Here is a 23,517-nt window from a genome sequence, read left to right as displayed (position 1 = left end):
GCGCGCCTCCATTCTCGCCGCGCGGGGTAGCATAGGCGGGGCGGCGCGAACAATGGCCGGCACGGGACCGGCGCGACAATGGCGCGGAATGCCGGGGTCCGCGGTGCCTAGAGAGCCAGCGCCACCCAGGCGCCGTTGCGCTTGCTGGAGCGCAGGCAGGCATCGACGAAAGCCACGCCCTCCAGCCCCTCGCGGATGCCGGGAAAGGTCGCCGCCGGGTCCGGAACCGCCCCGTCGCGACGGGCTAGGATGGCGCGCGCCGCCTCGGCATAGATATTCGCGAAACCCTCAAGATAGCCCTCGGGGTGGCCGGCGGGAATGCGGGTCAGGCGCGCGGCCTCAAGCCCCGTGCCGGCGCCGCCGCGCGACAGCCGGTAGCGCGGCCGGCCCAGCGGCGTGACCCACAGGGCATTCGGCTCTTCCTGCGCCCATTCGATGCCGGCGCGGCTGCCATAGACCCGCAGCCGCAGCGCGTTCTCGCAGCCCGAGGCGACCTGCGAACACCACAGCATCCCGCGCGCCCCGCCGCGATAGCGCAAGAGCACATGGCCGTTGTCATCGACCGCCCGGCCCGGCACGAAGCTTTGCAGATCGGCGGCCAGCGCCTCCAACTCCAGCCCGGTCACGAAGCCGGCCAGGTTGAAGGCATGGGTGCCGATGTCGCCGATGGCCCCGCCCGCACCGGATTGCGCCGGGTCGGTGCGCCAGCCCGCCTGCTTGTTGCCCGCCTGCTCGATGGGCTCGGCCAGCCAGTCCTGCGCGTATTCGACCTGCACCAGCCGGATCTCGCCCAGTTCGCCCGCCAGGGTCATGGCGCGGGCCTGCCGCACCATCGGATAGCCGGTATAGTTGTGGGTCAGCACGAACAGTGCGTCCGAATCCGCTGCGGCCCCGGCCAGCTTGCGCGCCTCGGGCAGGGTCGCGGTCAGGGGCTTGTCGCAGATGACATGGATGCCGCGCTTCAGGAAGGCGCGGGCGACGGGGGCGTGCAGGTGGTTCGGGGTGACGATGGCCACCGCCTCGATCCCGTCCTTGCGCCGCGCCTCGCGCATCGCCATCTGCGCGAAATCGCCATAGGCGCGGCCCACGCCCAGCTCCGCCGCCGAGGCCGCGCTTTTCTCGGGCGTCGAGGAAAAGCAGCCCGCGACCAGCTCATACTGGTCGTCGATACGCGCGGCGATGCGATGCACGGCACCGATGAAGGCGCCTTGCCCGCCGCCGACCATGCCAAGGCGGATGCGGGGCACGCGGCGGGCCTGCGCGGGAACGGTCTGGGTCATGCCATGCTCCTTGCAAGATGTCCGGCGGCGGCAGGGAGGAGAGGGCCGCCGCCGGATCGGTTGCGCCTAGACGGCGAGGCCGAGCCCGGCCCCGACCGAGGATTCCTCGGCCCGGTCCAGCAGGCGTTGCAGCGCCGCGCCGCGGGCGAAATCGGGATCGACCGCGCCCTCGCCCCGGATCGCGGCGACGAAGCGCTGGTAGATCGTCGGCACCGGCGGGCAGTCGACCTCGTGCCAGGCGGCGATCTCCAGGTCAGGCGACAGGCAGGCGCGCAGCCGGCTCACGCGGTTCTCGAAGCAGACTTCCAGCCCGCCGCGGTCGCCATAGATCCGCAGCCGCAGGTCGTTCAGGTGCCCGGAGGCAAAGCGCGTCGCCGCCACCGTCCCCAGCGCGCCGTTTTCCAGCACGATCTGCATGGTGGCGCTGTCGTTGGCGTCCAGCACATAGTCGCCGATCCGCCCGCCCGGCGCCTTGTCGAAGGTCTTGAGCAGGCAGGAAACCTGCGCCGCGTCCTGCCCGGCGATATAGGTGGCGAAATCGAGGATATGGATGCCCACATCGCCCAGCACCCCCTTGGAGCCATGCGCGGTCGAGACCCGCCACAGCCATTTCGGGTCGGTGCGCCAATCGCCCCAGCCGGGCTGGGTCAGCCAGCTTTGCAGGTAGCTCGCCTCGAAATGCCGCACCGCGCCGATCTCGCCCGCGCGGACCATCGCGGCGGCCTTTTGCAGCGCCGGCACGTCGCGATAGCTGAGATTGACCATGTTCACCACGCCCGCCCGCGCCGCCGCCTCGGCCATCGCTGCCGCATCCGCGGCATTGGTGGCCAGCGGCTTTTCGCACAGCACATGCTTGCCCGCCGCCAGCAGCGGCATGGTGGTCGGATAATGCGCGGCATCCGGCGTCACGTTGGTCGCGGCGTCGAACGCGCCCCAGGCCAGCGCCTCGTCCAGGCTGGCGAAGCCGCGGGCAATGCCATGTTCGGCGTTGAAGGCGGCCAGCGGCTCGGGCCGCGGGTCCACGCCGCCCACCAGCTCGACGCCGGGAATGCCGGCGAAGGCACGGGCATGGTTCGCCGCCATGCCGCCGGTGCCGATGACGAGAAGCCGGACCATCAGCGATAGCCCTCCTCGCCGGCGGCATGCAGCCTGGGACCGCGTTCCTCGATCGGCTCCAGCGCCTGTTCGACCGGGACATTGGGCGCGACGGTCGGCTCGGCCAGCCGCGCGGCCGGGTTATGCGCCCATTTCACCGCGTTCAGGATCACCCGCTGCACATTGGCGTCGTGATAGGTCGGATAGGTCTCGTGGCCGGGGCGGAAATAGAACACGTTGCCGGCCCCGCGCTTGTAGGTCAGGCCCGAGCGGAACACCTCGCCGCCGGCAAACCAGCTGACGAAGACCGTCTCCAGCGGCTCGGGCACGCCGAAGGGCTCGCCATACATCTCCTCGTGCTCCAGCTCGAAATGATCGGGCAGGCCGGCGGCGATGGGATGGTTGCGCGAGGTCAGCCAAAGCCGCTCGCGCTCGCCCGCCTCGCGCCAGGTCAGGTTGCAGGGCGTGCCCATCAGCCGCTTGAAGGGTTTCGAGAAATGCGCCGAATGCAAAAAGATCATGCCCATGCCGGACCAGACCGCCTCGGCCACGCGCTCGACCACCGCGTCCTGCACCTCGCCATGGGCGCAATGGCCCCACCAGATCAGCACGTCGGTTTCGGCCAGCCTCTCGGCCGTCAGCCCATGCTCGGGATCTTGCAGGGTGACGCTGCCGGCCGCGATCCCGTCATCGCGGTTCAGCGCCGCGGCGATGGTGTTGTGCATGCCGTCCGGGTAGATCCCGGCGACGGTCTGGTTCTTCTGCTCGTGGACGTTCTCGCCCCAGACAGTGACTCGGATGGTCATTCATCGCTCCTTGTTGCTCCCCTGCGGAAGCGGGTGGTGGATTCAGCGGATCGGCGCGTCGTTGGCGTCGAAACGGTGCAGGTGGCCCAGGCGCGGCCCAAGGTTCAGCCGCGTGCCCAGCGGCCGGGCCAGCTTGCCCGGCTGGCGCACGACCAGCGGCTCGGCGGCGCCGATCTCGACGAAAAGGTAATGGTCGGCGCCCAGATCCTCGGCATGGACGACCTCGCCCGACCAGGGGCCGGCCTCGACGATGTCGATATGCTCGGGGCGGATACCCAGGGTCGCGCAGTCATGCGCATGCGCGAAACCGTCGGTCAGGAAGTTCATCTTGGGACTGCCGATGAAGCCGGCGACGAAGGTCGAGTTCGGCCGCTCGTAAAGCTCGGCCGGCGTGCCCACCTGCTCCAGCCTGCCGTCGCGCAGCACGGCGATGCGGTCGGCCAGCGTCATCGCCTCGACCTGGTCATGGGTGACGTAGATCATCGTCACGTCCTCCATGCCGTGATGCAGCCGGGCGATCTCCAGCCGCGTCTGCACGCGCAGCGCCGCGTCGAGGTTCGACAGCGGCTCGTCGAACAGGAAGACGCGCGGGTCGCGCACGATGGCGCGGCCGATGGCGACGCGCTGGCGCTGGCCGCCGGACAGTTGCTTGGGCAGGCGGTCCAGCAGGTGCTCGATCTGCAACAGCCGCGCCGCCTCGCGCACGCGGCGGTCGATCTCGGCCTTGCCGGCCTTGGCCAGCTTCATGCCGAAGGCCATGTTGTCATAGACCTTCATATGCGGGTAAAGCGCATAGCTCTGGAACACCATGGCGATGCCGCGGTCCGAGGGCACCAGGTCGTTCACCCGTTGCCCGTCGAACAGCATGTCGCCGCTGGTGATGTCCTCCAGCCCCGAGACCAGCCGCAGCAGCGTGGACTTGCCGCAGCCGGACGGGCCGACGAAGACCATGAACTCGCCCTTGCGGATCTCCAGGTCGATGCCCTTGATGACCTGCAAGCCGCCATAGGATTTGGTGACGTTCTTCAACTCGATCTTGGCCATGGTTCAACCTTTCACGCCGCCGGCGGTCAGGCCCGCCACGATCTTGCGCTGGAAAATGAGGACGAGGACGATCAGCGGCACCGTCACGATGACCGAGGCGGCCATGATCGGACCCCAGGGGATCTCCTGCTCGGAGGCGCCCGAAAGCAGGCCGATGGCCACCGGCACGGTGCGCATGCTTTCAGTGCTGGTGAAGGTCAGCGCGAACAGGAACTCGTTCCAGGCGCCGATGAAGGCCAGAAGCCCGGTGGTCACCATCGCCGGCCACAGAAGCGGCAGGAAGACGCGGGTGATGATGATCCAGGGGCTGGCGCCGTCGACGATCGCCGCCTCCTCGATCTCGACCGGCAGGTCGCGCATGAAGGTGGTCAGCACCCAGACGGTGAAGGGCAGCGTGAAGATCGTATAGGACAGGATCATCGCCCAATGGGTGTTGAAGATGCCCAGGAAGCGCACCAGCTCGAACAGCCCGGCCAGCACGGCGATCTGCGGGAACATCGACACGGCCAGGATGGTCATCAGCAGAAGCCCCCGCCCCCGGAACCGCACCCGCGCCAGCGCGTATGAGGCGGTGACGCCCAGGAACAGCGACAGCCCCACCGTGGCCGTGGCGATGATCAGCGAGTTGCCGATGGAGTAAAGGAAGTTCCTCGACCCCAGCACCGCCTGGTAGTTGCGCAGGTCGAAGCCCGCGGGCAGGTAGTTCACCCGAAACAGCGCCGTCCCCGAGGCGAAGCTGGTCACGACGGCATAGTAGAAGGGAAAGACCGAAAAGACGACGATCACCACGACCAGCGCGTAAAAGCCGATCCGTTTGAGCAGCTTGTGACGGGTCATTTCGAGCCCTCCCCGCCCAGGTCCACGCGGCCGAGCCAGATATAGGCGCTGACGAAGACGGCGATGATCGCGAAGAGCAGCGTCGATTGCGCCGCGCCATAGGCGAACTTGTCGAAGTCGATCATGTTCTCGCGGCTGATGACCGACATGGTCTTGGTGGCCGAGCTGTTCGGCGTCAGCACATAGATCAGGTCGAAGATGCGCAGCGCGTCCAGCATGCGGAAGATCACCGCGACCATCAGCGCCGGCTTGATCAGCGGCAGGGTGACGCGGAAGAACACCTTGACCGGATGGATGCCGTCGATCCGCGCCGCCTCGTAGATGTCGCGCGGCACCATCTGCAAGCCGGCCAGGATCAGCAGCGCCATGAAGGGCGTGGTCTTCCAGATATCGACGATCAGCACGGCGGTCATTGCGGTTTCGGTGCTGGCGGTCCAGGCGATCTTTTCGCTGATCAGCCCCAGCCGCAGCAGGATGTCGTTCAGGATCCCGAACTGGTCGTTCAGCATCCAGGCCCACATCTTGGCCGAGACGATGGTCGGGATCGCCCAGGGGATCAGGATGGCGGCGCGCACCAGGGCGCGGCCCCTGAACTCGGCATTCAGCACCAGCGCCACGATCAGGCCCAGCACCGTCTCGAACCCGACCGAGATCAGCGAGAAGCGGACGGTGTTCCAGACCGCGTTCCACCAGGCCGGATCGACCAGCGTGCCGCGCCAGACCACCCGCCCCGAGGACAGCGTGCGCATCGACAGGTAGTTGTCGAAGCCGATCCATTCGCCGCCATAAAGGTTCGACAGCGTGGTGTTGGTGAACGAGAACCAGATGGTGCGCGCCAGCGGCCAGGCCGCGACGCAGAGCAGCGCGAAAAGCATGGGGGCCAGGAACCAGAAGGCCGCCCTTTGCCGACGCTGCCGCAGGCTGGGACCGCCGCTGCGGCCCGCGATGGGGTCAGTCATGGGGAAACTCCTCATCGGCCGCAGGGGCCGGTCGGGGCCGGCGCAAACCCGCCAGCCCCCGCCAAGCGCCTTACCAGCCCGAGCCCTGCATGTCGCTCAGCTCCAGCTCCAGCAGCTCGAGGTTCTCAGCCGCGCTGCCGTTGCCCGACAGCGTGTCATGCACGGCCGACCAGAATTTCGACGAGACCTCGTTATACTTGTTCTTGGTCGGCCCCGAGGGGCGCGGCACCGCATCGGCGAAGACCTCTTTCCAGCGCGGGATCAGCGGCACCGCCTCGGCGATCTCGGCATCGTCGTAGAGCGCGACCACGGTGGGCAGGTTGCCGTCCAGCAGCGCGCGGCGTTTCTGCGCCTCGGCCGAGGCGAGATAGAGCGCCAGATCGACCGCCGCCTCCTGCTTGGTCGAGAATTTCGACACCGCGACGTTCCAGCCGCCCAGCGTCGCGGCCGAGCCGGCCTCCTCGGTGCCGGCTGGTAGCGGCGCCACGTTGAACTTGTCCTTGACCGCGCTGTCCGCGCCGCCGCTCAGCGCGAAGGCATAGGGCCAGTTGCGCATGAAGACCGCGTTGCCGGTCTGCCAGACGCCGCGCGCCTCTTCTTCCTTATGGGCCAGCACGCCGCGCGGGCTGATGGTGCCGATCCAGCCTGCCGCCAGTTCCAGCGCCGCCACAGCCTGCGGATTGTTGATCGAGACGGTGCCGTCCGCCTCGACGATCTGGCCGCCACCAAAGGATTTCACCCATTCCAGCGCGTTGCAGGTAAGCCCCTCATAGGCATTGCCCTGCCAGACGAAGCCCCACAGGTCGCCCTGTCCCGCGGCCCGCTCGCCGTCCTGGATCAGCTTGGCGGTCTCGGTCAGTTCGGCCCAGGTCCTGGGCACCTCCTTGCCGTATTTCTCCAGCAGGTCGGTGCGGTAATACAGCGCCGGGGCATCGGTATAGAGCGGCAGCGCCACCAGCTTGCCGTCCGAGGTCTGGCTTTCGATGACCGAGGGGAAATGCTCGCCGACAATATCCTTGGCCGCCTCGGACAGGTCGACGAAATATTCGGAAAGCTGCGGCGCCCAGATCACGTCGGTCTGATACAGGTCAACGTCCTTGGTGCCCGCCGCCAGCCACAGCCGGTATTGCGCGAACTGGTCCGAGCTGGACTGCGGCATCGGCACCAGCGTCACCGTGTGGCCGGTGCGTTCCTCCCAGGGCTTGACCAGTTCCTTGAAATGCTCGGCCTGCTTGCCGACGCCGCCCGCGACATAGAACAGCTCGTCCGCCACGGCAGGCAGCGCGATGCTGCCCATGAGCGCGGCCAATGCGACCGGGCGCAGCGCGCCCCGGCTGATACGTCCCATCCTCATCCTCCCCTTGGTAAAGGCGCCTCCCAGCACCGTTCGCAGTATCGGGCCTGCCTGCCTCGGCCCGTTCCGAAACCTTTCGGGAAATTTCTACCGCATCCGGCCGGTCCGGTCAATAATTCCGACGAAACCCGCCGGAACCGGGCGGCGGGCTGCAAGAAACCGTGCGTTTCCTGGGAAAAACCGTATCGTCGCGCCGGGCGGCGCGACGAACGCGCGGGACAGCGGATGTCATGCGCTAACATCAGACAGCGCGTTTCGCCGACAAGGGCGCTTTCGCGGCCGAATCACCGGCGCAGGGCTGGGAATCACCCGCCAAGCCGTTTTCCAAAACATTTCGGAGACGAAAACCGGCCCGCCCGCCGGATGGGGAAGCGGCGCCGGAAATCCGGCGCCGCAAGACTTCAGCCGTTCAGCAGGCGGCGCAGGCTGGCCAGGGCGCGCTCGCGATCCTCCTGATAGCCGATCAGCCCGGCATAATCGCCGTTGCCGTCAAAGAGCAGCATGGTCGAGGAATGGTCCATGGTATAGTCGCCCCCTTCCAGCGGCGACTTGCGGGCATAGATGCGGAACGCCTTGATCGCCTTGGCGACCTCTTCCGGCGCGCCCGAGACCCCGACCACGCCCGGCACCCAGGACACGTATTCGCGCAAGGCCTCGACCGTGTCGCGCTCGGGATCGACGGTGACGAAGAACACCCGCAGTTTCTTGCCGTCCTCGCCCAGTTCCTCCTGCCAGCTGGCGACGTCGCCCAGCGTGGTCGGGCAGACATCCGGGCAATGGGTGAAGCCGAAGAACACCGCCGAGGGCTGGCCCTTCAGCGCGGCCTGGCTGAACTCGGTCCCGTCGGTCGCCACCAGCCGGTAGTCGCCCCGCCCCAGCGCCGCCGTCCCGGCATCGGCGATCGAGCCCGTGCCCGAACCCGAGCGGGGCGAGACGAGCTGGAACCAGCCCAGCCCGGCCAGCGCCAGCACGACCAGCGCCCAAAGCGCATAGCGCAGCGGTTTCAACCCGGATTTGCCCTTAGTGTCCGCCATGGCCACCTCCTTTTTGCGCCCCGGCATTGCGCGGCCCGACCGCCAGCGGCAGGCTGACCTCGCCCGCCTTTTCGAAGCTCAGCGTGACATTGACCGTTTCGCCCTCGACCAGCGGCTGCTTCAACTCCATGAACATCAGGTGATAGCCGCCGGGCTTCAGTTCGACCGTGGCCCCGGCCGGAATCGCCAGGCCATCGGGCAGTTCGCGCATCCGCATCACCTCGCCCTCCATGGCCATCTCGTGAATCTCGGTGCGGCCGGCGAAATCGGCATGGGCGGCGACCAGCCGATCCTCGTCCCCGCCGTTGGCGATGGTCAGGAAGCCGCCCGCCACCGGCGCGCCGGGGGGCGTGGCGCGGCTGAAGCCGCCGCTGAGCGCCAGATCGCCCAGGACCACCGGACCGCCGGCAGCCGCGGCCTGGGCATCAGGCCCATGCCCGTGCCCGTGGCTATGCCCATGCCCGTGATCGGCCTTGCCCGCCGTGACCGTCAGGCCCGGCGCCGGGTTCGGCACCTCCTTGCTGCCCGAAACGTCGGTCCAGTCCGCCTTGCCCTCTGCGCATTCCTGCACGGTGGGGAAATACAGCACCGTGCCCGGCGCCACATCCGCGCCGACGGTGCCGCGGATGACGAACTCGTCATACCAGTCGTCCTGCAACGCACCGCCGGACCAGACCACCTCGCGCGTGCCCTCGGTCATCTGGGTGCCGTGATTGTCGAAGGGCCGGGCATAGGCGCCCTTCACCGTCTCCAGCGTCCAGCCCGGCTTGGGCATGGGCTTGGCGTTGTAAAAGCCCTCGGGCAGTTCGACCCGCAGGGTGTGGGTGGTCTGGCCGTCGCAACCATGGCCGATGCGGATCACCGCGCGATAGGCGGCACCGGCCGCGGCCTCGGATTTCTCCAGCGTGGCATGGGACAGGGCGGGACCGGCCGCAAGGCCCAGAAGCGTGGCGCAAAGCGCGCCGAAAACAGGATTTTGCATGATCGTTCTCATCTTGTGGAAAAGGCGCCGCCGGGCCCTGGCCCGTCGGCTGCCGAAACAGGATTCCGTCAGATGAGGCGCGGCGGTCCGCGCGCCGAGGGCTCAGGCAGGGCCGAGGCATGCGGCGGGGCCGGCGGCGCCGGCCAAAGCGCAAGGCGCGCCGCAGCGGCAAGGGGCTGGGGCGCGTCGGCCACGGCGCCCTGCAACAGCGGCTGGCCATGCGGCGCCCAGGCGCAGGCATGCGGATCGCCATGCGGGATCTCGTCGGCCGGGACCAGGCTGCCATCGGCGGCAACGGCCATCTGCACCGGCCCCTCGCCCGAACACAGCACGATGGCGACGGCGCCCTGCGCGTCGCGGGCGATCATGGTGCCGGGCTGGATCAGCGAGAACAGCAGGAAAGGCAGCACCGCCAGCCAGCGGCCCAGGCGCCAGAGCGGCCCGCCGCGTCCAAGCCCCGTCGTCCGATGTCCGCTTCGACCCTGCATGGGCGCAGCCCTGTCAGAAATCCGCGCCGGAGGAAAGGGACAATATGCCGCGATCACCGGCGAATCGTCCGCGCCAGCACGATTACCGGCAGGATGCCGATGACGACGATGATCAGCGCGACGATGGCCGCGTCCTCATAGGTGCCGCGCGCCGCCTCGCCGTAAAGATGGGTCGAGAGCGTCTCGAAGTTCAGCGGCCGCAGCAGCAGCGTCGCCGGCAGTTCCTTGACGCAGTCGACAAAGATCAACAGCCCCGAGGCCGCCAGCGCCGGGCGCGAGATCGGCACATGCACCTGCCGGAACACCTGGCCGGGGCTGCGGCCCAGCGTGCGCGCCGCATGGTCGAGCGAGGCGGGCACCCGGCTGAGCCCGGCCTCGATCCCGCCGGTGGCGATGGCCAGGAACCGCGCGACATAGGCATAGACCAGCGCCGCGCCCGAGCCCAGCAGCAAAAGCCCCGGCCCCGCGCCCAGCAGCGCCTGCGAGACGGCGGCGATCTGCCGGTCGGCCAGCGCGATCACCGGCAAAAGCCCGATGGCCAGGATGGTGCCCGGCACCGCATAGCCCAGCGTCGAAAGCCGCGCCATGCTGCGGGTCAGGCGTCCGGGCCGCATCCGCGCCGCCCCCGTCACGACCAGGCCCAGCAGCAGCGCGACCAGCGTCGCCGCCGCGGCGAACAAGGCGGTATTGCCGGCCTCTTCGATGATGCGCGGCGAAAGCCCGGCAAAGCGATAGCGCGCCCAGGCCGCGCTGGCCAGATACCAGGCCGGCGCCGCGAAGCCCAGGGCGACCGGCAGCGCGCAGACCAGCATCGCACCCCCGGCCCGCCAGCCGCGCAGCCGCATGCGCCGCAGGGGCTGCGCACCCGCCGCATAGCGCTGGCGCCGGCGGCCGCGGCGCTCCAGCATGACCAGCGCCATGGTGATGGCCAGCATCGCCAGCGCGATCTGTGCCGCGCCCGGCAGGTCCGAGCGGTTGATCCAGGTCGAATAGACCGAGACGGTCAGCGTGCGCACGCCCAGGAACTCGGCCGCGCCGATGTCGTTCATCGCCTCCATCAGCGCAAGCGCGGTGCCGATGGCGACGGCGGGCCGCGCCAGCGGCAGGGCCACGCGCAGGAAGGTGGCGACCGGTCCCGCCCCCAGCGTGCGCCCCGCATCCAGCAGATTGCCCGCCTGCATGGCGAACAGCGCCCGCACCGGCAGGTAGACATAGGGGTAAAGCACCAGCCCCAAGAGCAGGATGCAGCCGGGCATCGAGCGGATGTCGGGCAGGCGGAACTCGCGCGGGCTGGCATAGCCCAGCCAGCCGCGGATCACGCCCTGCACCGGGCCGACCGGGTGCAGAAGGTCCAGATAGGCATAGGCGACGATATAGGTCGGCACCGCCAAGGGCAGCAGCAGCGCCCAGCCGAAGATGCGCCGCCCCGGAAAATCGCAGGCCGCGACCAGCCAGGCCGTGACCGTGCCGAGCGTGGCGACGATGGCGCCGACGCCCAGAAGCAGGATCACCGTCTGCCGCGCCGCGACCGGCAGCACATTGCTGACCAGATGCGCCCACAGCCCCGGGCTGCCCCGCAGCGCGAACAGCCCCAGCGCCAGCACCGGCAGCAGAACCAGCGCGGCGACGGCCAAAGCCGCCGCCTGCCAGCCCATCCCCGCGCGGACGCGGGGGATTCGTGTCAGTTCCGGGGTCATGCGGCCTGCGTCCGCGGCGGGTTCAGTTGTCGAATCCCACCGCCTCGGCCAGTTCGCTCGCCGCCTTGCGCTGGCGGGCGATCTCGGTCAGGTCGGTGCCGTCGACCTGAAGCCCCGCCATGTCCTCGATCACCGGGCTGACCGCCACGCCGGGCTTGACCGGGTATTCGAAATTCGCCTCGGCATAGATCCTTTGCGCCTCATCCGAGACCAGGTATTCCAGCAGCTGCACCGCCTGGTCGCGGTTCGGCGCATGCTTGGCCACCGCGGCGCCCGAGACATTGACCTGCGTGCCGCCGCCCTCGAAAGTGGGCAGGATGACCTTGATCGCCTTGACCCATTCCTCCTGCTCGGGGCCGCCGGCGCCGCTGCGCATCAGCCCGACGTAATAGGAATTGGCGATGCCGATCTCGCAGATGCCGCCCATGATGTCGCGCGCCACGTCGCGATCGCCGCCGCCGGCGGTGCGGGCCAGGTTCGCCTTGACGCCTTCCAGCCAGGCCTTGGCGGCCTCTTCGCCGTGATGCACGATGTAAGAGGCGGTCAGCGCCACGTTATAGGGGTGCTGGCCCGAACGGATGCAGACCTTGCCCTGCCATTCCGGCTTGGCGAGGTCTTCATAGGTGAAGCTCACCAGATCCAGATCCTTGTCGGCGTAAAGCACCCGCGCGCGCTGCGACAGCGCGAACCAGTTGCCGTCCTTGTCGCGCAGGTTTTCCGGGATGGCGGCGGCCAGCGCCTCGGATTCGACGGGCTGGGTCAGGCCACGGTCGACCAGGTCGACCAGGTTGCCAATGTCCACGGTCATCAACACATCGGCGGGCGAGGCGTCGCCCTCCTGCTCGACCCGCTCGGGCAGGCCGTCCTTGAGGAAGATCGTGTTGACCTTGACCCCGGTGGTTTCGGTGAACGAGGCCAGCAGCGGCTCGATCAGGTTCGGCTCGCGCGTGGTGTAAAGGTTCACTTCCTGGGCGCTTGCGGCGACGGCCTGCGCCGCCAGCAGGATACCGATCACTCCAGATAGTCCGACACGCATTCCCTGTCCTCCTTGCGATTTCTCGACATGTTTACTAAACTAATTAGTAATGTAAACTATTCTCATGCGGTTGCGGTCACGAAGGGATGCCGATGAACCAATTCGCCAGCCCTCCCGACTGGGCCAGCCAGGTGGATGCGCGCGTTGCCGCACCCGATACCCCGTCCCCGCCCATGCTGGAGGTCGAGGCGCTGTGCCGCCGTTTCGCCGGCGTGGCGGCGGTCGAGGATGTCGGCTTCAGCGTGGCGCCCGGCCAGGTGACCTGCCTGCTCGGCCCTTCGGGCTGCGGCAAGTCCACCACGCTGCGCATGATCGCCGGCATCGAGCGGCCCGATTCGGGCGTCGTGCGCATCGCCGGCCGGCCGATGTCGGAAGGCGGCGCCTTCCTGCCGCCCGAGCGCCGGCCGGTCGGGATGGTGTTCCAGGATTTCGCACTGTTCCCGCATCTGGACGTGGCGGCGAATGTCGGCTTCGGCCTGCGCGGCCCGGCGCGGCAGGACCGCGACCGGATCGCCGCGCTGCTGGAGCGGGTGGGCCTGGCCGGCCATGCCGCGAAATACCCCCACGAGCTTTCGGGCGGCGAGCAGCAGCGCGTGGCGCTGATCCGGGCCCTGGCGCCACGGCCCTGCCTGATGCTGATGGACGAACCCTTCTCCAGCCTCGACCACCGGCTGCGCGACGGGGTGCGCGACGCGGCGCTGGACCTGCTGCGCGAAACCGAAACCGCGGTGGTGATGGTCACGCACGACCCCGAGGAGGCGATGCTGATGGGCCATCGCATCGCCGTCATGCGCCGGGGCCGGCTGATCCAGGAAGGCCGCCCGGACGAGCTTTACGACCGCCCGGCCGACCGCGGCGTCGCGGCCTTCTTCTCGGACCTGAACATCGTCGCGGGCCGGGTGGCGGGCGGGCGGGTGCAGACCGTGCTGGGCGCCTTTCCCGCCCCCGGCCTGGCCGAGGGCAGCCGAGCCGAGGTCGCCGTCCGCCCGCAGCACCTGGTCCCGGCCGAGGCCGGCGGCACCCCGGCGCGGGTCGAACGCGCGCGCTATCTGGGCCGCGAAAGCCTGATCGAGATCCGGCTGGAACCCGGCGGTGCAGCGATGAAATCGCGCATTCCCGGCCTGGTCCTGCCCGCGCCGGGCAGCCTGATCCGCGTCGCCGCCCAGCCCGGCAGCGCCATGGTCTTTGCCTGCGAGAACGAATAGGATCGGCCGCCCTTACTCGGCCGCCCCCTATTCGGCCGCCGCCCGGCAGGCGGTGCCGGCCTCCAGCAGCGCGCGGATCTCGGGCCGGCACGAGCCGCAATTGGTGCCCGCCCGCAGCGCCTGCCCCACTGCCTCGACCGAGGTCAGGGCCTGGCTGGCAATGGCCCGCACGATGCTGTTCACGCCGATGCCAAAGCAGGCGCAGACCAGCGCGCCCTCGTCCGGGCGGTCGGCGCCGGGGCGGCCGGCCAGCACCTCGGCCCCGCCCTCGCCCAGCAGCGCCGCGACATGGCTGCGCGACAGGCCCACCGGCCCGGGCGCCACGAACAGCGCCGCCCGCAAGCGCCCCTCGCGCAGGAAGGCCAGCCGCACCTGCCCGCGGGCGCGGTCATGCAGCACCAGCGGCTCGTCCGACAGGCCGAACAGCGCGCGGGCATGGGCGGTCCAGTCCTGCGGCATCTCCAGCCCGGCCAGTTCGGCCTGCTCCCCGCGGGGCAGCGTCGCCCGCGCCCAATAGTCGCAATCCGGCCGGATCGCGCCGGCCGAGACGGCAAAGCCGAACCAGCGCGCGGCAAAGGGCCGGATCGCCACCGGTGCCGATTTCAGCGCCGGCTGGCCCGAGACCGGATCGACCGTCCCCGGCACCAGCGCATCGACCCGGCCCGAGGGCGCGGTCTCTCTGGTCCAGTGCATCGGGGCGAAGGGATGGCCCGGCGCCACCCGGTCGCTGACCAGCACCCGCAGCACGGCCCGGCCCTGCGGGCTTTCGACCTCGGCCAGACTCGCGGGGGCCAGGCCCAGCCGGGCCGCGTCGCTTGGGTGCAGTTCCAGGAAGGGCTCTGCCAGGTGGCGCGACAGGCGCGGCGACAGGCCGGTGCGGGTCATGCTGTGCCAATGGTCGCGCACCCGGCCGGTGTTCAGCCGGAACGGATGATCCCCGCCGACCGGCTGCGGCGGGCGCGGCGTGACCGCGACCATCCGCCCCCGGCCCGAGGGCGTATGGAACCGCCCGTCGCCAAAGAACCGCCCGCCCTGCCTGCCCGCCGATTGCGGCCAAAGGAAAGGCTCCAGCGCGTCATATTCCGCCTGGGTGATGCCGGCATGGGCCGAGATGTCGAAATCGCTGCCCAACCCGCCCGCGATGCCCGACAGCGCGGCATGTTCGGCAAAGACCTCGGCCGGGCTGGTCCAGCCGAAGGCCCCCGGCCAGCCCATGCGGCGCCCGACCTCGGCCAGGATGCGCCAGTCGTCGCGCGCCCGCCCGGCGGGGGCCAGCGTCCGGCGCTGGCGGCTGATGCGGCGTTCGGAATTCGTCACCGTGCCGTCCTTTTCGCCCCAGCCGGTCGCCGGCAAGGCCACATGCGCCAGCCGCACGGTGTCGGTCCGCGCCATGATGTCCGAGACAACGACGAAATCGCATCCGGCGATGGCGCGGGCGACGCGGTCGGCCTCGGGCATGGTCGCGGCGGGGTTGGTGCAGATGATCCACAGCGCCTTGATCCGGCCGTCCTCGACGGCGCGGAACATGTCCACGGCCTTCAGCCCCGGCCGCTCGGCCATGCGCGGCGCGTTCCAGAAGGCACGCACCGCCTCGCGATGCGCTGGGTTCTCGATCTCCAGGTGGCAGGCCAGCATGTTGGCGAGCCCCCCGACTTCGCGCCCGCCCATGGCATTGGGCTGGCCGGTGACGCTGAACGGGCCCATGCCCGGCCGGCCGATGCGGCCGCTGGCCAGGTGACAGTTCAGGATCGCATTCACCTTGTCGGTGCCGCTGTCGGACTGGTTCACACCCTGCGACCAGACCGTCACCACCTTGTCGCTGTGCAGCCACAGGTCGAGGAATTGCCTGATCTGGCTGTGCGCCAGCCCGGTGGTCGAGGGCAGCGTCTCGCGCGCGGCGGCCATGGCATCCTCGATTCCCTCCAGGTTATCGGCACAGATCTCTGATTTTCTGCCGATTTCTGCCAGAAGCAGGTTGAACAGCGCCGAATCCGACCCCGGCGCCAGCGGCAGATGCAGGTCGGCGATGTCGCAGGTGGCGGTGCGGCGCGGATCGACCACAACGACCCGCGTGCCCCGCGCCTCGCGCGCCGCGGCCAGCCGCTGGTAAAGCACCGGATGGCACCAGGCCAGGTTCGAGCCGACCAGCACCACCGTATCGGCCAATTCTATATCCTCGTAGAGCCCCGGCACCGTGTCGGTGCCGAAGGCCCGCCGGTGCCCCGCCACCGCCGAGGCCATGCAGAGCCGCGAATTGGTGTCGATATTGCCCGAGCCGATGAAGCCCTTCATCAGCTTGTTGGCGACATAGTAATCCTCGGTCAGCAGCTGCCCCGAGACGTAGAAGCCGACCGAATCCGGCCCGTGCTCGGCGATGGTTTCGGAAAACCGGCGCGCGACCAGATCCAGCGCCTCGTCCCAGCCGGCCTCGCGCCCGTGGATACGCGGGGCAAGCAGCCGCCCGGCATGACCAATTGTCTCGCCAAGCGCCGAGCCCTTGACGCAAAGCCGGCCCTTGTTCGCCGGATGATCGGGATCGCCGGCGATGCCCAGCCCGCCGCGGCCGTCCGGCGCGGCCAGCACGCCGCAGCCCACGCCGCAATAGGGACAGGTTGTGCGGATGCTCTGCATGGCGACGCTCATTCGGCGGCGACCGGGACGGGCTCGGCGGCCTCGGGTTCGCGCCGGGGCGAGGTCTTGTGATGCGTGGCATAGATCATCGCGCCGACAAAGGTCAGCCCGCCGACCAGGTTGCCCAGCACGGTCGGGATCTCGTTCCAGATCATGTAGTCCATGATGGTGAACTGGCCGCCCAGCAGCAGCCCGGCCGGAAACAGGAACATGTTCACGATGGAATGCTCGAAGCCCATGTAGAGGAAGATCAGGATCGGCATCCACATGGCGATGACCTTGCCCGAGACGCTGGTGGACATCATCGCCGCCACGACGCCGGTCGAAACCATCCAGTTGCACATGACCGCGCGGACGAACAGCGTCAGCATCCCCGCCGCGCCATGGGCGGCATAGCCGATCGTGCGCCCCTCGCCGATATGGCCGATCTGTTCGCCGACCGCGTTCGGCGCCTCGGAAAAGCCGAAGGTGACGATGATCGCCATGAACACCGCGACGGTGAAGGCGCCGGCGAAATTGCCGCAAAAGACCAGGCCCCAGTTGCGCAGCATGCCCTGGACCGTCACCCCCGGCCGCCGGTCGATCAGCGCCAGCGGCACCAGCGTGAACACGCCCGTCAGCAGGTCGAAGCCCAGCAGGTAGAGCATGCAGAAGCCGACCGGGAACAGCAGCGCGCCGATCAGCGGCTCGCCGGTGTTCACGGTGACGGTCACGGCAAAGGCGGCGGCAAGCGCCAGGATCGCCCCGGCCATATAGGCGCGGATCAGCGTGTCCTTGGTGGACATGAAGACCTTGGCCTCGCCAGCGTCGATCATCTTCTTCGCGAAATCGGCAGGATTGACGTAGGACATGATGCAACTCCTCAGGCGGCGTTCGAGCGGGAGACGAGTTCGGCGCTGATCAGGACGCGGCCCTGTTCGACGCGGACGGGCCAGGTGCGGACCGCGCCCTCGTCGGCGCCCTGCGCGGCGCCCGAGTTCATGTCGAACACCCAGTTGTGCAGCGGGCAGGTCACGCGATCGCCATGCACGATGCCCTCGGACAGCGGGCCGCCCTTGTGCGGGCAGCGGTCGTCCAGCGCAAAGACCCGGTCGTCCATAGTGCGGAACACCGCGACGCAGCCCTGCGCGGTGCGGATCACCCGCGCGCCCTGGCGGGGGATGTCGTCCAGGGCTCCGATATCGACAAAGACGGTCATTCCGCAGCCTCCAGGGTCAGATCGGCAAGGGGCGCCCATCGGGGCGTCTCGGTGGTGGTGGAATGTTCGGCCCAGGGATCCTTGCGATAGACCGACTGGCTGATCTCGAACCGCTCGACCAGCGCGCGGCGGGTCGGCAGGTCGGCGATCTGTTCCTTGACCCAGTCGAGCCCGACCTTGGCCACCCATTTATAGGGCCGGTCCAGATAGCGCGCGTGCTCGCGGTAAAGCTGGATGAAGGCGGTGATGATCTCGACCGCCTCGTCCTCGCAGGGGGTCGCGGCCAGGGGCTCGGTCTCCTTCACCTCCATCCCGGCGGCCCCGGCGACGCTGATCTGGTAGCCGCTGTCGACGCAGATCACGCCCACATCCTTGCAGGTCGCCTCGGCGCAATTGCGCGGACAGCCCGAGACGCCCAGCTTGACCTTGTGCGGCGTCCAGGAGCCCCAGAGCAGCTTTTCCAGCCGGATGCCGAGGCCCGTGGAATCCTGGGTGCCGAAGCGGCAGAACTCGCTGCCGACGCAGGTCTTCACCGTGCGCAGCCCCTTGGAATAGGCATGGCCCGAGACCAACCCAGCCGCGTTCAGGTCGGCCCAGATATGCGGCAGATCCTGCTTCTTCACGCCCAGCAGGTCGATGCGCTGGCCGCCGGTGACCTTGACCATCGGCACGGCATATTTCTCGGCCGCATCGGCGATGGCGCGCAGTTCCGAGGGCGTGGTGACGCCGCCCCACATGCGCGGCACCACGGAATAGGTGCCGTCCTTCTGGATATTGGCGTGGTTCCTTTCATTCACGAAGCGCGACTGGCGGTCATCCTGATATTCCAGGGGCCATTCCGCCAGCAGGTAATAGTTCAGCGCCGGGCGGCAGGAATGGCAGCCGCCCACGCTCTTCCAGCCCAGTTCCTGCATGACGGCCGGGATCGACTTCAGCCCCATGGACTTGATGAGCCGCCGCACGTCCTCGTGGCTGTGGTCGGTGCATTTGCACATGCCGGCAGGCGCGGGCGCGACGAAGCCGTCGCCCAGCGTCAGCTTCATCACCTGCTCGACCAGCCCGGTGCAGGTGCCGCACGATCCCGACGCCTTGGTGGTTGCGCGCACCGCGTCGAGCGTGGTTGCGCCATTCAGCACCGCATCGGTGATCGTTCCCTTGCAGACGCCGTTGCAGCCGCAGATCTCCGCCTCAGGCGGCAAGGCTGCAACGGCCGCCATAGGGTCCAGCGCGGTCCCCCCCTGGAAGGCCGGGCCGAAGATCAGCGTGTCGCGCATCTCCGACACGTCGGTTTCGTCCTTCATCAGCCCGTAGAACCAGTTGCCGTCGGCGGTGTCGCCATACATGACCACGCCGATGATGCGGTCGTTTTCCAAGACCAGCCGCTTGTAGATGCCGCGGCCGGGGTCGCGAAACACGATGTCCTCGCGCCCCTCGCCTTCGGCGAAATCGCCGGCGCTGAACAGGTCGCAGCCCGTCACCTTCAGCTTGGTCGCGGTCTGCACCGGGCGGAACTCGGCCTCCTCGCCCAGCAGGGTCCGGGCCAGCACCTTGGCCTGGTCGTAAAGCGGCGCGACAAGGCCGAAGACCTGCCCCCGATGCTCGACGCATTCGCCAAGCGCGAAGATATGCGGATCGCTGGTGCGCAGGGCGTCGTCGACGACGATGCCGCGCTCGACCTCCAGATGCGCGTCATTGGCCAGCCGCACCTCGGGGCGGATGCCGACCGCCATGCAGACCAGGTCGGCGGGATGGACGGTGCCGTCCTCCAGCAGCACCGCCTCGGCCCGGCCATGGCCCAGGATCGCCTTGGTCGCGCCCTTGCAATGCACCTTGATGCCGCGGCGCTCCAGGTCGCGCTGCAGCAGATAGCCGGCGGCGGGGTCCAGCTGCCGCTCCATCAGATGGCCCATCAGGTGGACGACGGTGACGCGGGCGCCGCGCGCGGCCATGCCGGCCGCGGCTTCAAGGCCCAGAAGCCCGCCGCCGATCACCACGGCGTCCTTGCCGGCGATACCGGCCTCGATCATCGCATTGGTGTCCTCGAGGTCGCGATAGGTCACCACGCCCGGCAGATCGCTGCCCGGCACCGGGATGATGAAGGGCGCCGAGCCGGTGGCGATGACCAGCGCGTCATAGGGCGCGCCGCCCGAATTGGAATAGACGGCGCGATTGGCGCGGTCGATCCGCACCACCGGCTCGCCGAAGCGGCAATCGACGCCATGCGCGGCATACCAGTCCGCGTCATGGGTGACGATCTGCTCATAGGTCTTTTCGCCCGACAGGACCGGCGAGAGCATCAGCCGGTTGTAATTGCCGCGCGGCTCGGCGTTGAACAGGGTGACATGCCATTCGCCGGGCGCGGCCTCGAACAGCTGCTCCAGCAGGCGGCCCGAGGCCATGCCGGCGCCGATGACGACCAGTTTCTTCATCGCGTGACTCCTTTCTCAGGCGGCTTGCAGGGGCGCGCGGCCCATCTGGCGGATCGAGGCATGCATCCAGAGCGCGCAGAGCCCGACCAGCAGGAACAGCGCCATGAAGCAGCTGGACCACAGCCCGGTCTGGTCGCGCAGCCAGCCGAACAGCAGCGGCAGCGCAAAGCCGCCAAGGCCGCCGATCATGCCGACCAGCCCGCCGACCGCGCCGACATGGCCGGGGTAATAGCTGGGGATGTGCTTGTAGACGGCGGCCTTGCCCAGGCTCATGAAGAAGCCCAGCACGAAGATCACCGCCAAAAAGACCGGCACCGGCACGCCCGAGGGGATCGACAGGATCGCCGTCGCGACCAGCGAGACGAGGAAGGTCGCATACATCACCGCCCGCGCGCCGATGCGGTCGGACAGCACCCCGCCCCAGGCGCGGAAGATCGAGCCGGGGATAGAATAGGCCGCGCCGATCATGCCGGCGGTCCCGACACCGAAGCCGTAGACCTGCGTCAGGTAATGCGGCAGCCACAGCGCCAGCGCCACGAAGCCGCCGAAGCTGAAGAAGTAATAGGCCGAGAAGCGCCAGACCCGGACCTGGCCCAGCGGCGCGAACTCGGCGCGCAAGGGCGCCTTGCGGCTGGCCCCTGCGGCGGTGACGGGGTCGTCCTTGCTGAAGACCCAGAACAGCACGGCGGTCAGCGCCAGCGCACCGGCCCAGATCTGCGCGGTCGCCTGCCAGCCCAGTGCCAGCATGACGAAGGGCGCGGCGAATTTGGTCACGGCGGCGCCGACATTTCCGACCCCGAAGATGCCCAGCGCCGTGCCCTGCCGCCCTTTGTCGTAAAAGCGCGAGACATAGGCCACGCCGACGGCGAAGGATCCGCCGGCCAGCCCGACGCCCAGCGCCGCCAGCAGCATCTGCGGCCAGGTGCTGGCCCAGGACAGCAGGAAGGTCGCGCCGGCGGCGGCCAGCATGGTCAGCGTATAGACGCGCCGCCCGCCCAGCCGGTCGGTCAGCACGCCAAGCGCGATGCGCACCAGCGAGCCGGTCAGGATCGGCAAGCCGATCAGCAGGCCGAACTGCGTCTCGGTCAGGGAAAGCTGCTCGCGGATCTGCAGGCCGATGATCGAGAAGATGGTCCATACCGCGAAGCAGATGGTGAAGGCGAAGGTCGAGAGGCCCAGCGCGCGGCTGGCCTCGGAGGATGGAACGGGGGGAACGGCGGACATGGTGGCTCCGATGCGTTGCTGATGGCGAAGGCTGTCGGAAAGCGCGGCCGAGCGGCGAATACCGCAGCGGATTTACGCTTTCGGGGGAGGATCTCCGCGCCCTTGCGGAAACCCGTGCCGCATCATTGCGAGCGGGCCGATGGCGCGCCGTTGCGCCGGGCCATGAGGCAAGACTGGGTCAGGACGCGGGCCGGATCAAGCCTTGATGCGGCATCGCAGCATCCGCGACAGGCTGCGCCCGAATGCCGGGCAGCCCCATGCCCGGCCTGCCTGCAAAACGCTCAACCGGCGAAAGGGGGCTCGAAGACGGTGCCGTCGAAGAAGGCATCGGCACGCAGAATCATCTGCCCCTTTTCGGCCGCGACCTCGCGGTCCTCAGCCAGCGCGCCCTCCAGCCGGGCCGAGGCGCCGGGCAGCGCCGCCCCCGCCTCGCGCAGGTGCCGGCGGTAAAGATCGGTGCGGAAATGCGCCATCGCCTTTTGCATCGCCGGTCCCGGCTCCAGCCCGTGACGCAGGGCGATGCGCTGCGCGAACAGTGCAGCCAGGCTTTTCCAAGGGAAATTCGCCGCCCCGGCATGGAAGGCGACGAAGCCCGGCACATGGCGGATCTCGCCCGAAGGCGTGACCTGCATCCGCCCGGTCAGCCCGCGCTCGGCCAGTTCGGCCGGCAGATCCAGATATTCGCGCCGCGACAGGATCTCGGCGGCGGTGTCGCGGTTCTCGGGCTCGTCGAGCCAGCGCCCGGCGCGCCAGACCGCCCGCATCAGCGCGCCCGTCAGCTGCGGCTCGGCTTCGGAAAAGTTGCGGCGCAGCACCAGCCCCTTTTCCGGCGGCGAGGCCCAGATCGCCGTGCCGGGCAAGAGCAGCGCGGCAAGGCCGCGGTCCAAGGCACTCGACGCCCAGGGCTCGCCGACGCAGAAGGCATCGACCTCGCCCGCGGCCATGGATTCGGCCATCAGCGGCGGCGGCACGGTGACGACCTCCAAGGCCGGGCGGAAATCGCAGGCACCGAGCCAGTGCCGGATCAGTTCCAGCTGGGTCGAGAAATGAAAGGGCACGCCCACCCGCAGCCGGCCGGGGGCGGCGCCATGCAGGGCATGGGCGGCCTTGCGGGCGTCGCGGAAGTCGAAATCATGGCCCTGGTCGCGCATCCTGGCGGCCAGCGCGGCGCTGACCGCGACCGCCTGCCCGCCCTGGGACAGGAACATCACCAGGTCCAGGTCCGGCAGCGCCGGCCCCAACCCCAGCGCCTGCGCCACCGGCATCGGCACCAGCATATGCGCCGCCTCGATCAGCCCGGCGCCCAGCATGTCGCGGGCCTGCGCCCAGGCACCCAGGCGCAGCAGCCGGAACTCCAAGCCCTCCTCGGCGGCAAAGCCCAGCTCGCGCGCCACGATCAGCGGTGCGGCGTCGATCAGCGGCACATAGCCCAGGCGCAGGGGCGTCAGCGGCATGAGAGCAACCCCGCGGCCAGGACCAGCTGCTGCGCGATCTCGGCCACGCGCTTGCCCTGGTCCATCGCCGTCTTGCGCAAGAGCGCATAGGCGGCCTCCTCGTCGATGCCGCGCGCCTTCATCAGCACCGCCTTGGCACGGTCGATCACCTTGCGCTCCTCCAGCGCCGCGCGGGTGGCGGCCAGTTCGGCGCGCATGCGCTGGACCATGTGAAAGCGCGCGACGGCCGCGTCCAGCACCGGCTTGATGCGCTCCGGCCGCAGCCCATCCACGACATAGGCCGAGATCCCGGCCTCGACCGCCGCCCGGGTCAGGTGCTCGTCCGAGCGGTCCACGAACATCGCCACCGGCCGCTCGGTCGGGCCCGAGGCCACCGCCAGTTCCTCCAGCACGTCGCGCGAGGGGTTGGCCAGGTCGATCAGCACGATGTCGGGCCGGCATTCGGCGATATGGCGCGCCAGCCCGGTCTCCTCGGAAATGATGCGGATGTCATGGTCGCCGATTTCGCGCAGCCCGTCCACGATCGGGGCGGCGCGCTCGGGGTCGGGTTCGATGACGACGATGGAAAGGCGCTTGTCCATCTGCTTCCTGCCTGTGCCGCCCTTGCAGTTGCCACCGAAACAGCGCGCCCGCAACGCATCGCCCCCTCGCCGCACCGTCCCGCACCGGATCTGCACGCCGGCGGGCAGGTTTCGGGCGACGCTGCCCAAGGGACGGGCAGGAAAGATGCGACGCCGGCTCCCTTGAGCCTGCCGGGGGTTTGG

General features: G+C 69.2%; 20 protein-coding genes. 1 reads left to right on the top strand and 19 read right to left on the bottom strand.

The features are described from left to right. Window positions 1-107 precede the first annotated feature (107 nt). From ESD82_RS02400 to ESD82_RS02345, 12 genes are all read right to left on the bottom strand, one after another. Entirely contained in the window at window positions 108-1,280 is a 1,173-nt protein-coding gene (locus ESD82_RS02400; protein ID WP_147429092.1) for a Gfo/Idh/MocA family protein, read from the bottom strand. 66 nt (window positions 1,281-1,346) lie between these two features. Continuing rightward, on the bottom strand, window positions 1,347-2,396 hold the full coding sequence (locus tag ESD82_RS02395; protein ID WP_024842515.1) for a Gfo/Idh/MocA family protein: 1,050 nt from the start codon (window positions 2,394-2,396) through the stop codon (window positions 1,347-1,349). Further along, the gene (locus ESD82_RS02390; RefSeq protein WP_024842514.1) at window positions 2,396-3,181 is read right to left on the bottom strand and encodes a ThuA domain-containing protein; all 786 of its coding nucleotides are present in this window, start codon (window positions 3,179-3,181) and stop codon (window positions 2,396-2,398) included. The genes ESD82_RS02395 and ESD82_RS02390 overlap by 1 nt, the downstream gene beginning before the upstream one ends. Before the next feature lie 42 nt (window positions 3,182-3,223). Continuing rightward, window positions 3,224-4,225 carry an ABC transporter ATP-binding protein gene (locus ESD82_RS02385; protein WP_147429093.1) on the bottom strand — a complete coding sequence of 334 codons (1,002 nt, stop codon included), beginning with the start codon at window positions 4,223-4,225 and terminating at the stop codon, window positions 3,224-3,226. 3 nt (window positions 4,226-4,228) lie between these two features. Beyond that, entirely contained in the window at window positions 4,229-5,062 is an 834-nt protein-coding gene (locus tag ESD82_RS02380) for a carbohydrate ABC transporter permease (RefSeq protein ID WP_024842512.1), read from the bottom strand. Continuing rightward, a complete protein-coding gene (locus tag ESD82_RS02375; RefSeq protein ID WP_114669360.1) occupies window positions 5,059-6,021 on the bottom strand; it encodes a carbohydrate ABC transporter permease in 963 nt (320 codons plus the stop codon). The genes ESD82_RS02380 and ESD82_RS02375 overlap by 4 nt, the downstream gene beginning before the upstream one ends. Window positions 6,022-6,091: 70 nt before the next feature. Further along, a complete protein-coding gene (locus tag ESD82_RS02370; RefSeq protein WP_147429094.1) occupies window positions 6,092-7,369 on the bottom strand; it encodes an ABC transporter substrate-binding protein in 1,278 nt (425 codons plus the stop codon). 407 nt (window positions 7,370-7,776) lie between these two features. Further along, entirely contained in the window at window positions 7,777-8,409 is a 633-nt protein-coding gene (locus ESD82_RS02365) for an SCO family protein (RefSeq protein ID WP_024842509.1), read from the bottom strand. Beyond that, window positions 8,396-9,391: a DUF1775 domain-containing protein gene (locus ESD82_RS02360; protein ID WP_147429095.1), complete on the bottom strand. Its 996-nt coding sequence runs from the start codon at window positions 9,389-9,391 to the stop codon at window positions 8,396-8,398. The genes ESD82_RS02365 and ESD82_RS02360 overlap by 14 nt, the downstream gene beginning before the upstream one ends. A 68-nt stretch (window positions 9,392-9,459) precedes the next feature. Beyond that, on the bottom strand, window positions 9,460-9,879 hold the full coding sequence (locus tag ESD82_RS02355; protein WP_024842507.1) for a DUF2946 family protein: 420 nt from the start codon (window positions 9,877-9,879) through the stop codon (window positions 9,460-9,462). A 53-nt stretch (window positions 9,880-9,932) separates the two neighbouring features. Continuing rightward, window positions 9,933-11,576 carry an ABC transporter permease gene (locus ESD82_RS02350; RefSeq protein WP_024842506.1) on the bottom strand — a complete coding sequence of 548 codons (1,644 nt, stop codon included), beginning with the start codon at window positions 11,574-11,576 and terminating at the stop codon, window positions 9,933-9,935. 22 nt (window positions 11,577-11,598) lie between these two features. Further along, complete coding sequence (locus ESD82_RS02345) at window positions 11,599-12,612, bottom strand: extracellular solute-binding protein (protein ID WP_147429096.1); 1,014 nt, start codon at window positions 12,610-12,612, stop codon at window positions 11,599-11,601. A gap of 92 nt (window positions 12,613-12,704) precedes the next feature. Between ESD82_RS02345 and ESD82_RS02340 the strand changes: the two genes are divergently transcribed. Then, the gene (locus tag ESD82_RS02340; protein WP_024842504.1) at window positions 12,705-13,817 is read left to right on the top strand and encodes an ABC transporter ATP-binding protein; all 1,113 of its coding nucleotides are present in this window, start codon (window positions 12,705-12,707) and stop codon (window positions 13,815-13,817) included. 27 nt (window positions 13,818-13,844) lie between these two features. Here ESD82_RS02340 and ESD82_RS02335 read toward each other — a convergent pair whose 3' ends face one another. From ESD82_RS02335 to ESD82_RS02305, 7 genes are all read right to left on the bottom strand, one after another. Next, on the bottom strand, window positions 13,845-16,448 hold the full coding sequence (locus tag ESD82_RS02335) for a nitrate reductase (protein ID WP_147429097.1): 2,604 nt from the start codon (window positions 16,446-16,448) through the stop codon (window positions 13,845-13,847). 8 nt (window positions 16,449-16,456) lie between these two features. After that, window positions 16,457-17,299 (bottom strand): formate/nitrite transporter family protein, encoded by an 843-nt coding sequence (locus ESD82_RS02330; protein ID WP_147429098.1) that lies wholly within the window; start codon window positions 17,297-17,299, stop codon window positions 16,457-16,459. Between the two features lie 11 nt (window positions 17,300-17,310). Further along, window positions 17,311-17,646, bottom strand: coding sequence for a nitrite reductase small subunit NirD (gene nirD, locus ESD82_RS02325; RefSeq protein ID WP_147429099.1), 336 nt, complete (start codon window positions 17,644-17,646; stop codon window positions 17,311-17,313). Then, on the bottom strand, window positions 17,643-20,075 hold the full coding sequence (gene nirB, locus ESD82_RS02320) for a nitrite reductase large subunit NirB (protein WP_147429100.1): 2,433 nt from the start codon (window positions 20,073-20,075) through the stop codon (window positions 17,643-17,645). Before nirB ends, nirD begins: the two co-directional genes overlap by 4 nt. A 15-nt stretch (window positions 20,076-20,090) precedes the next feature. Then, window positions 20,091-21,299, bottom strand: coding sequence for an MFS transporter (locus tag ESD82_RS02315; RefSeq protein WP_024842499.1), 1,209 nt, complete (start codon window positions 21,297-21,299; stop codon window positions 20,091-20,093). Between the two features lie 281 nt (window positions 21,300-21,580). Beyond that, window positions 21,581-22,753, bottom strand: a complete 1,173-nt coding sequence (locus ESD82_RS02310; protein ID WP_024842498.1) for a CmpA/NrtA family ABC transporter substrate-binding protein — start codon at window positions 22,751-22,753, stop codon at window positions 21,581-21,583. Next, the gene (locus ESD82_RS02305; protein WP_024842497.1) at window positions 22,744-23,334 is read right to left on the bottom strand and encodes an ANTAR domain-containing response regulator; all 591 of its coding nucleotides are present in this window, start codon (window positions 23,332-23,334) and stop codon (window positions 22,744-22,746) included. The genes ESD82_RS02310 and ESD82_RS02305 overlap by 10 nt, the downstream gene beginning before the upstream one ends. Window positions 23,335-23,517: the final 183 nt, after the last annotated feature.

It is taken from the genome of Paracoccus pantotrophus (genome assembly GCF_008824185.1).
GTDB classification, from domain to species: Bacteria; Pseudomonadota; Alphaproteobacteria; order Rhodobacterales; family Rhodobacteraceae; genus Paracoccus; species Paracoccus pantotrophus.
This window is presented reverse-complemented; position numbering and strand designations above follow the sequence as displayed.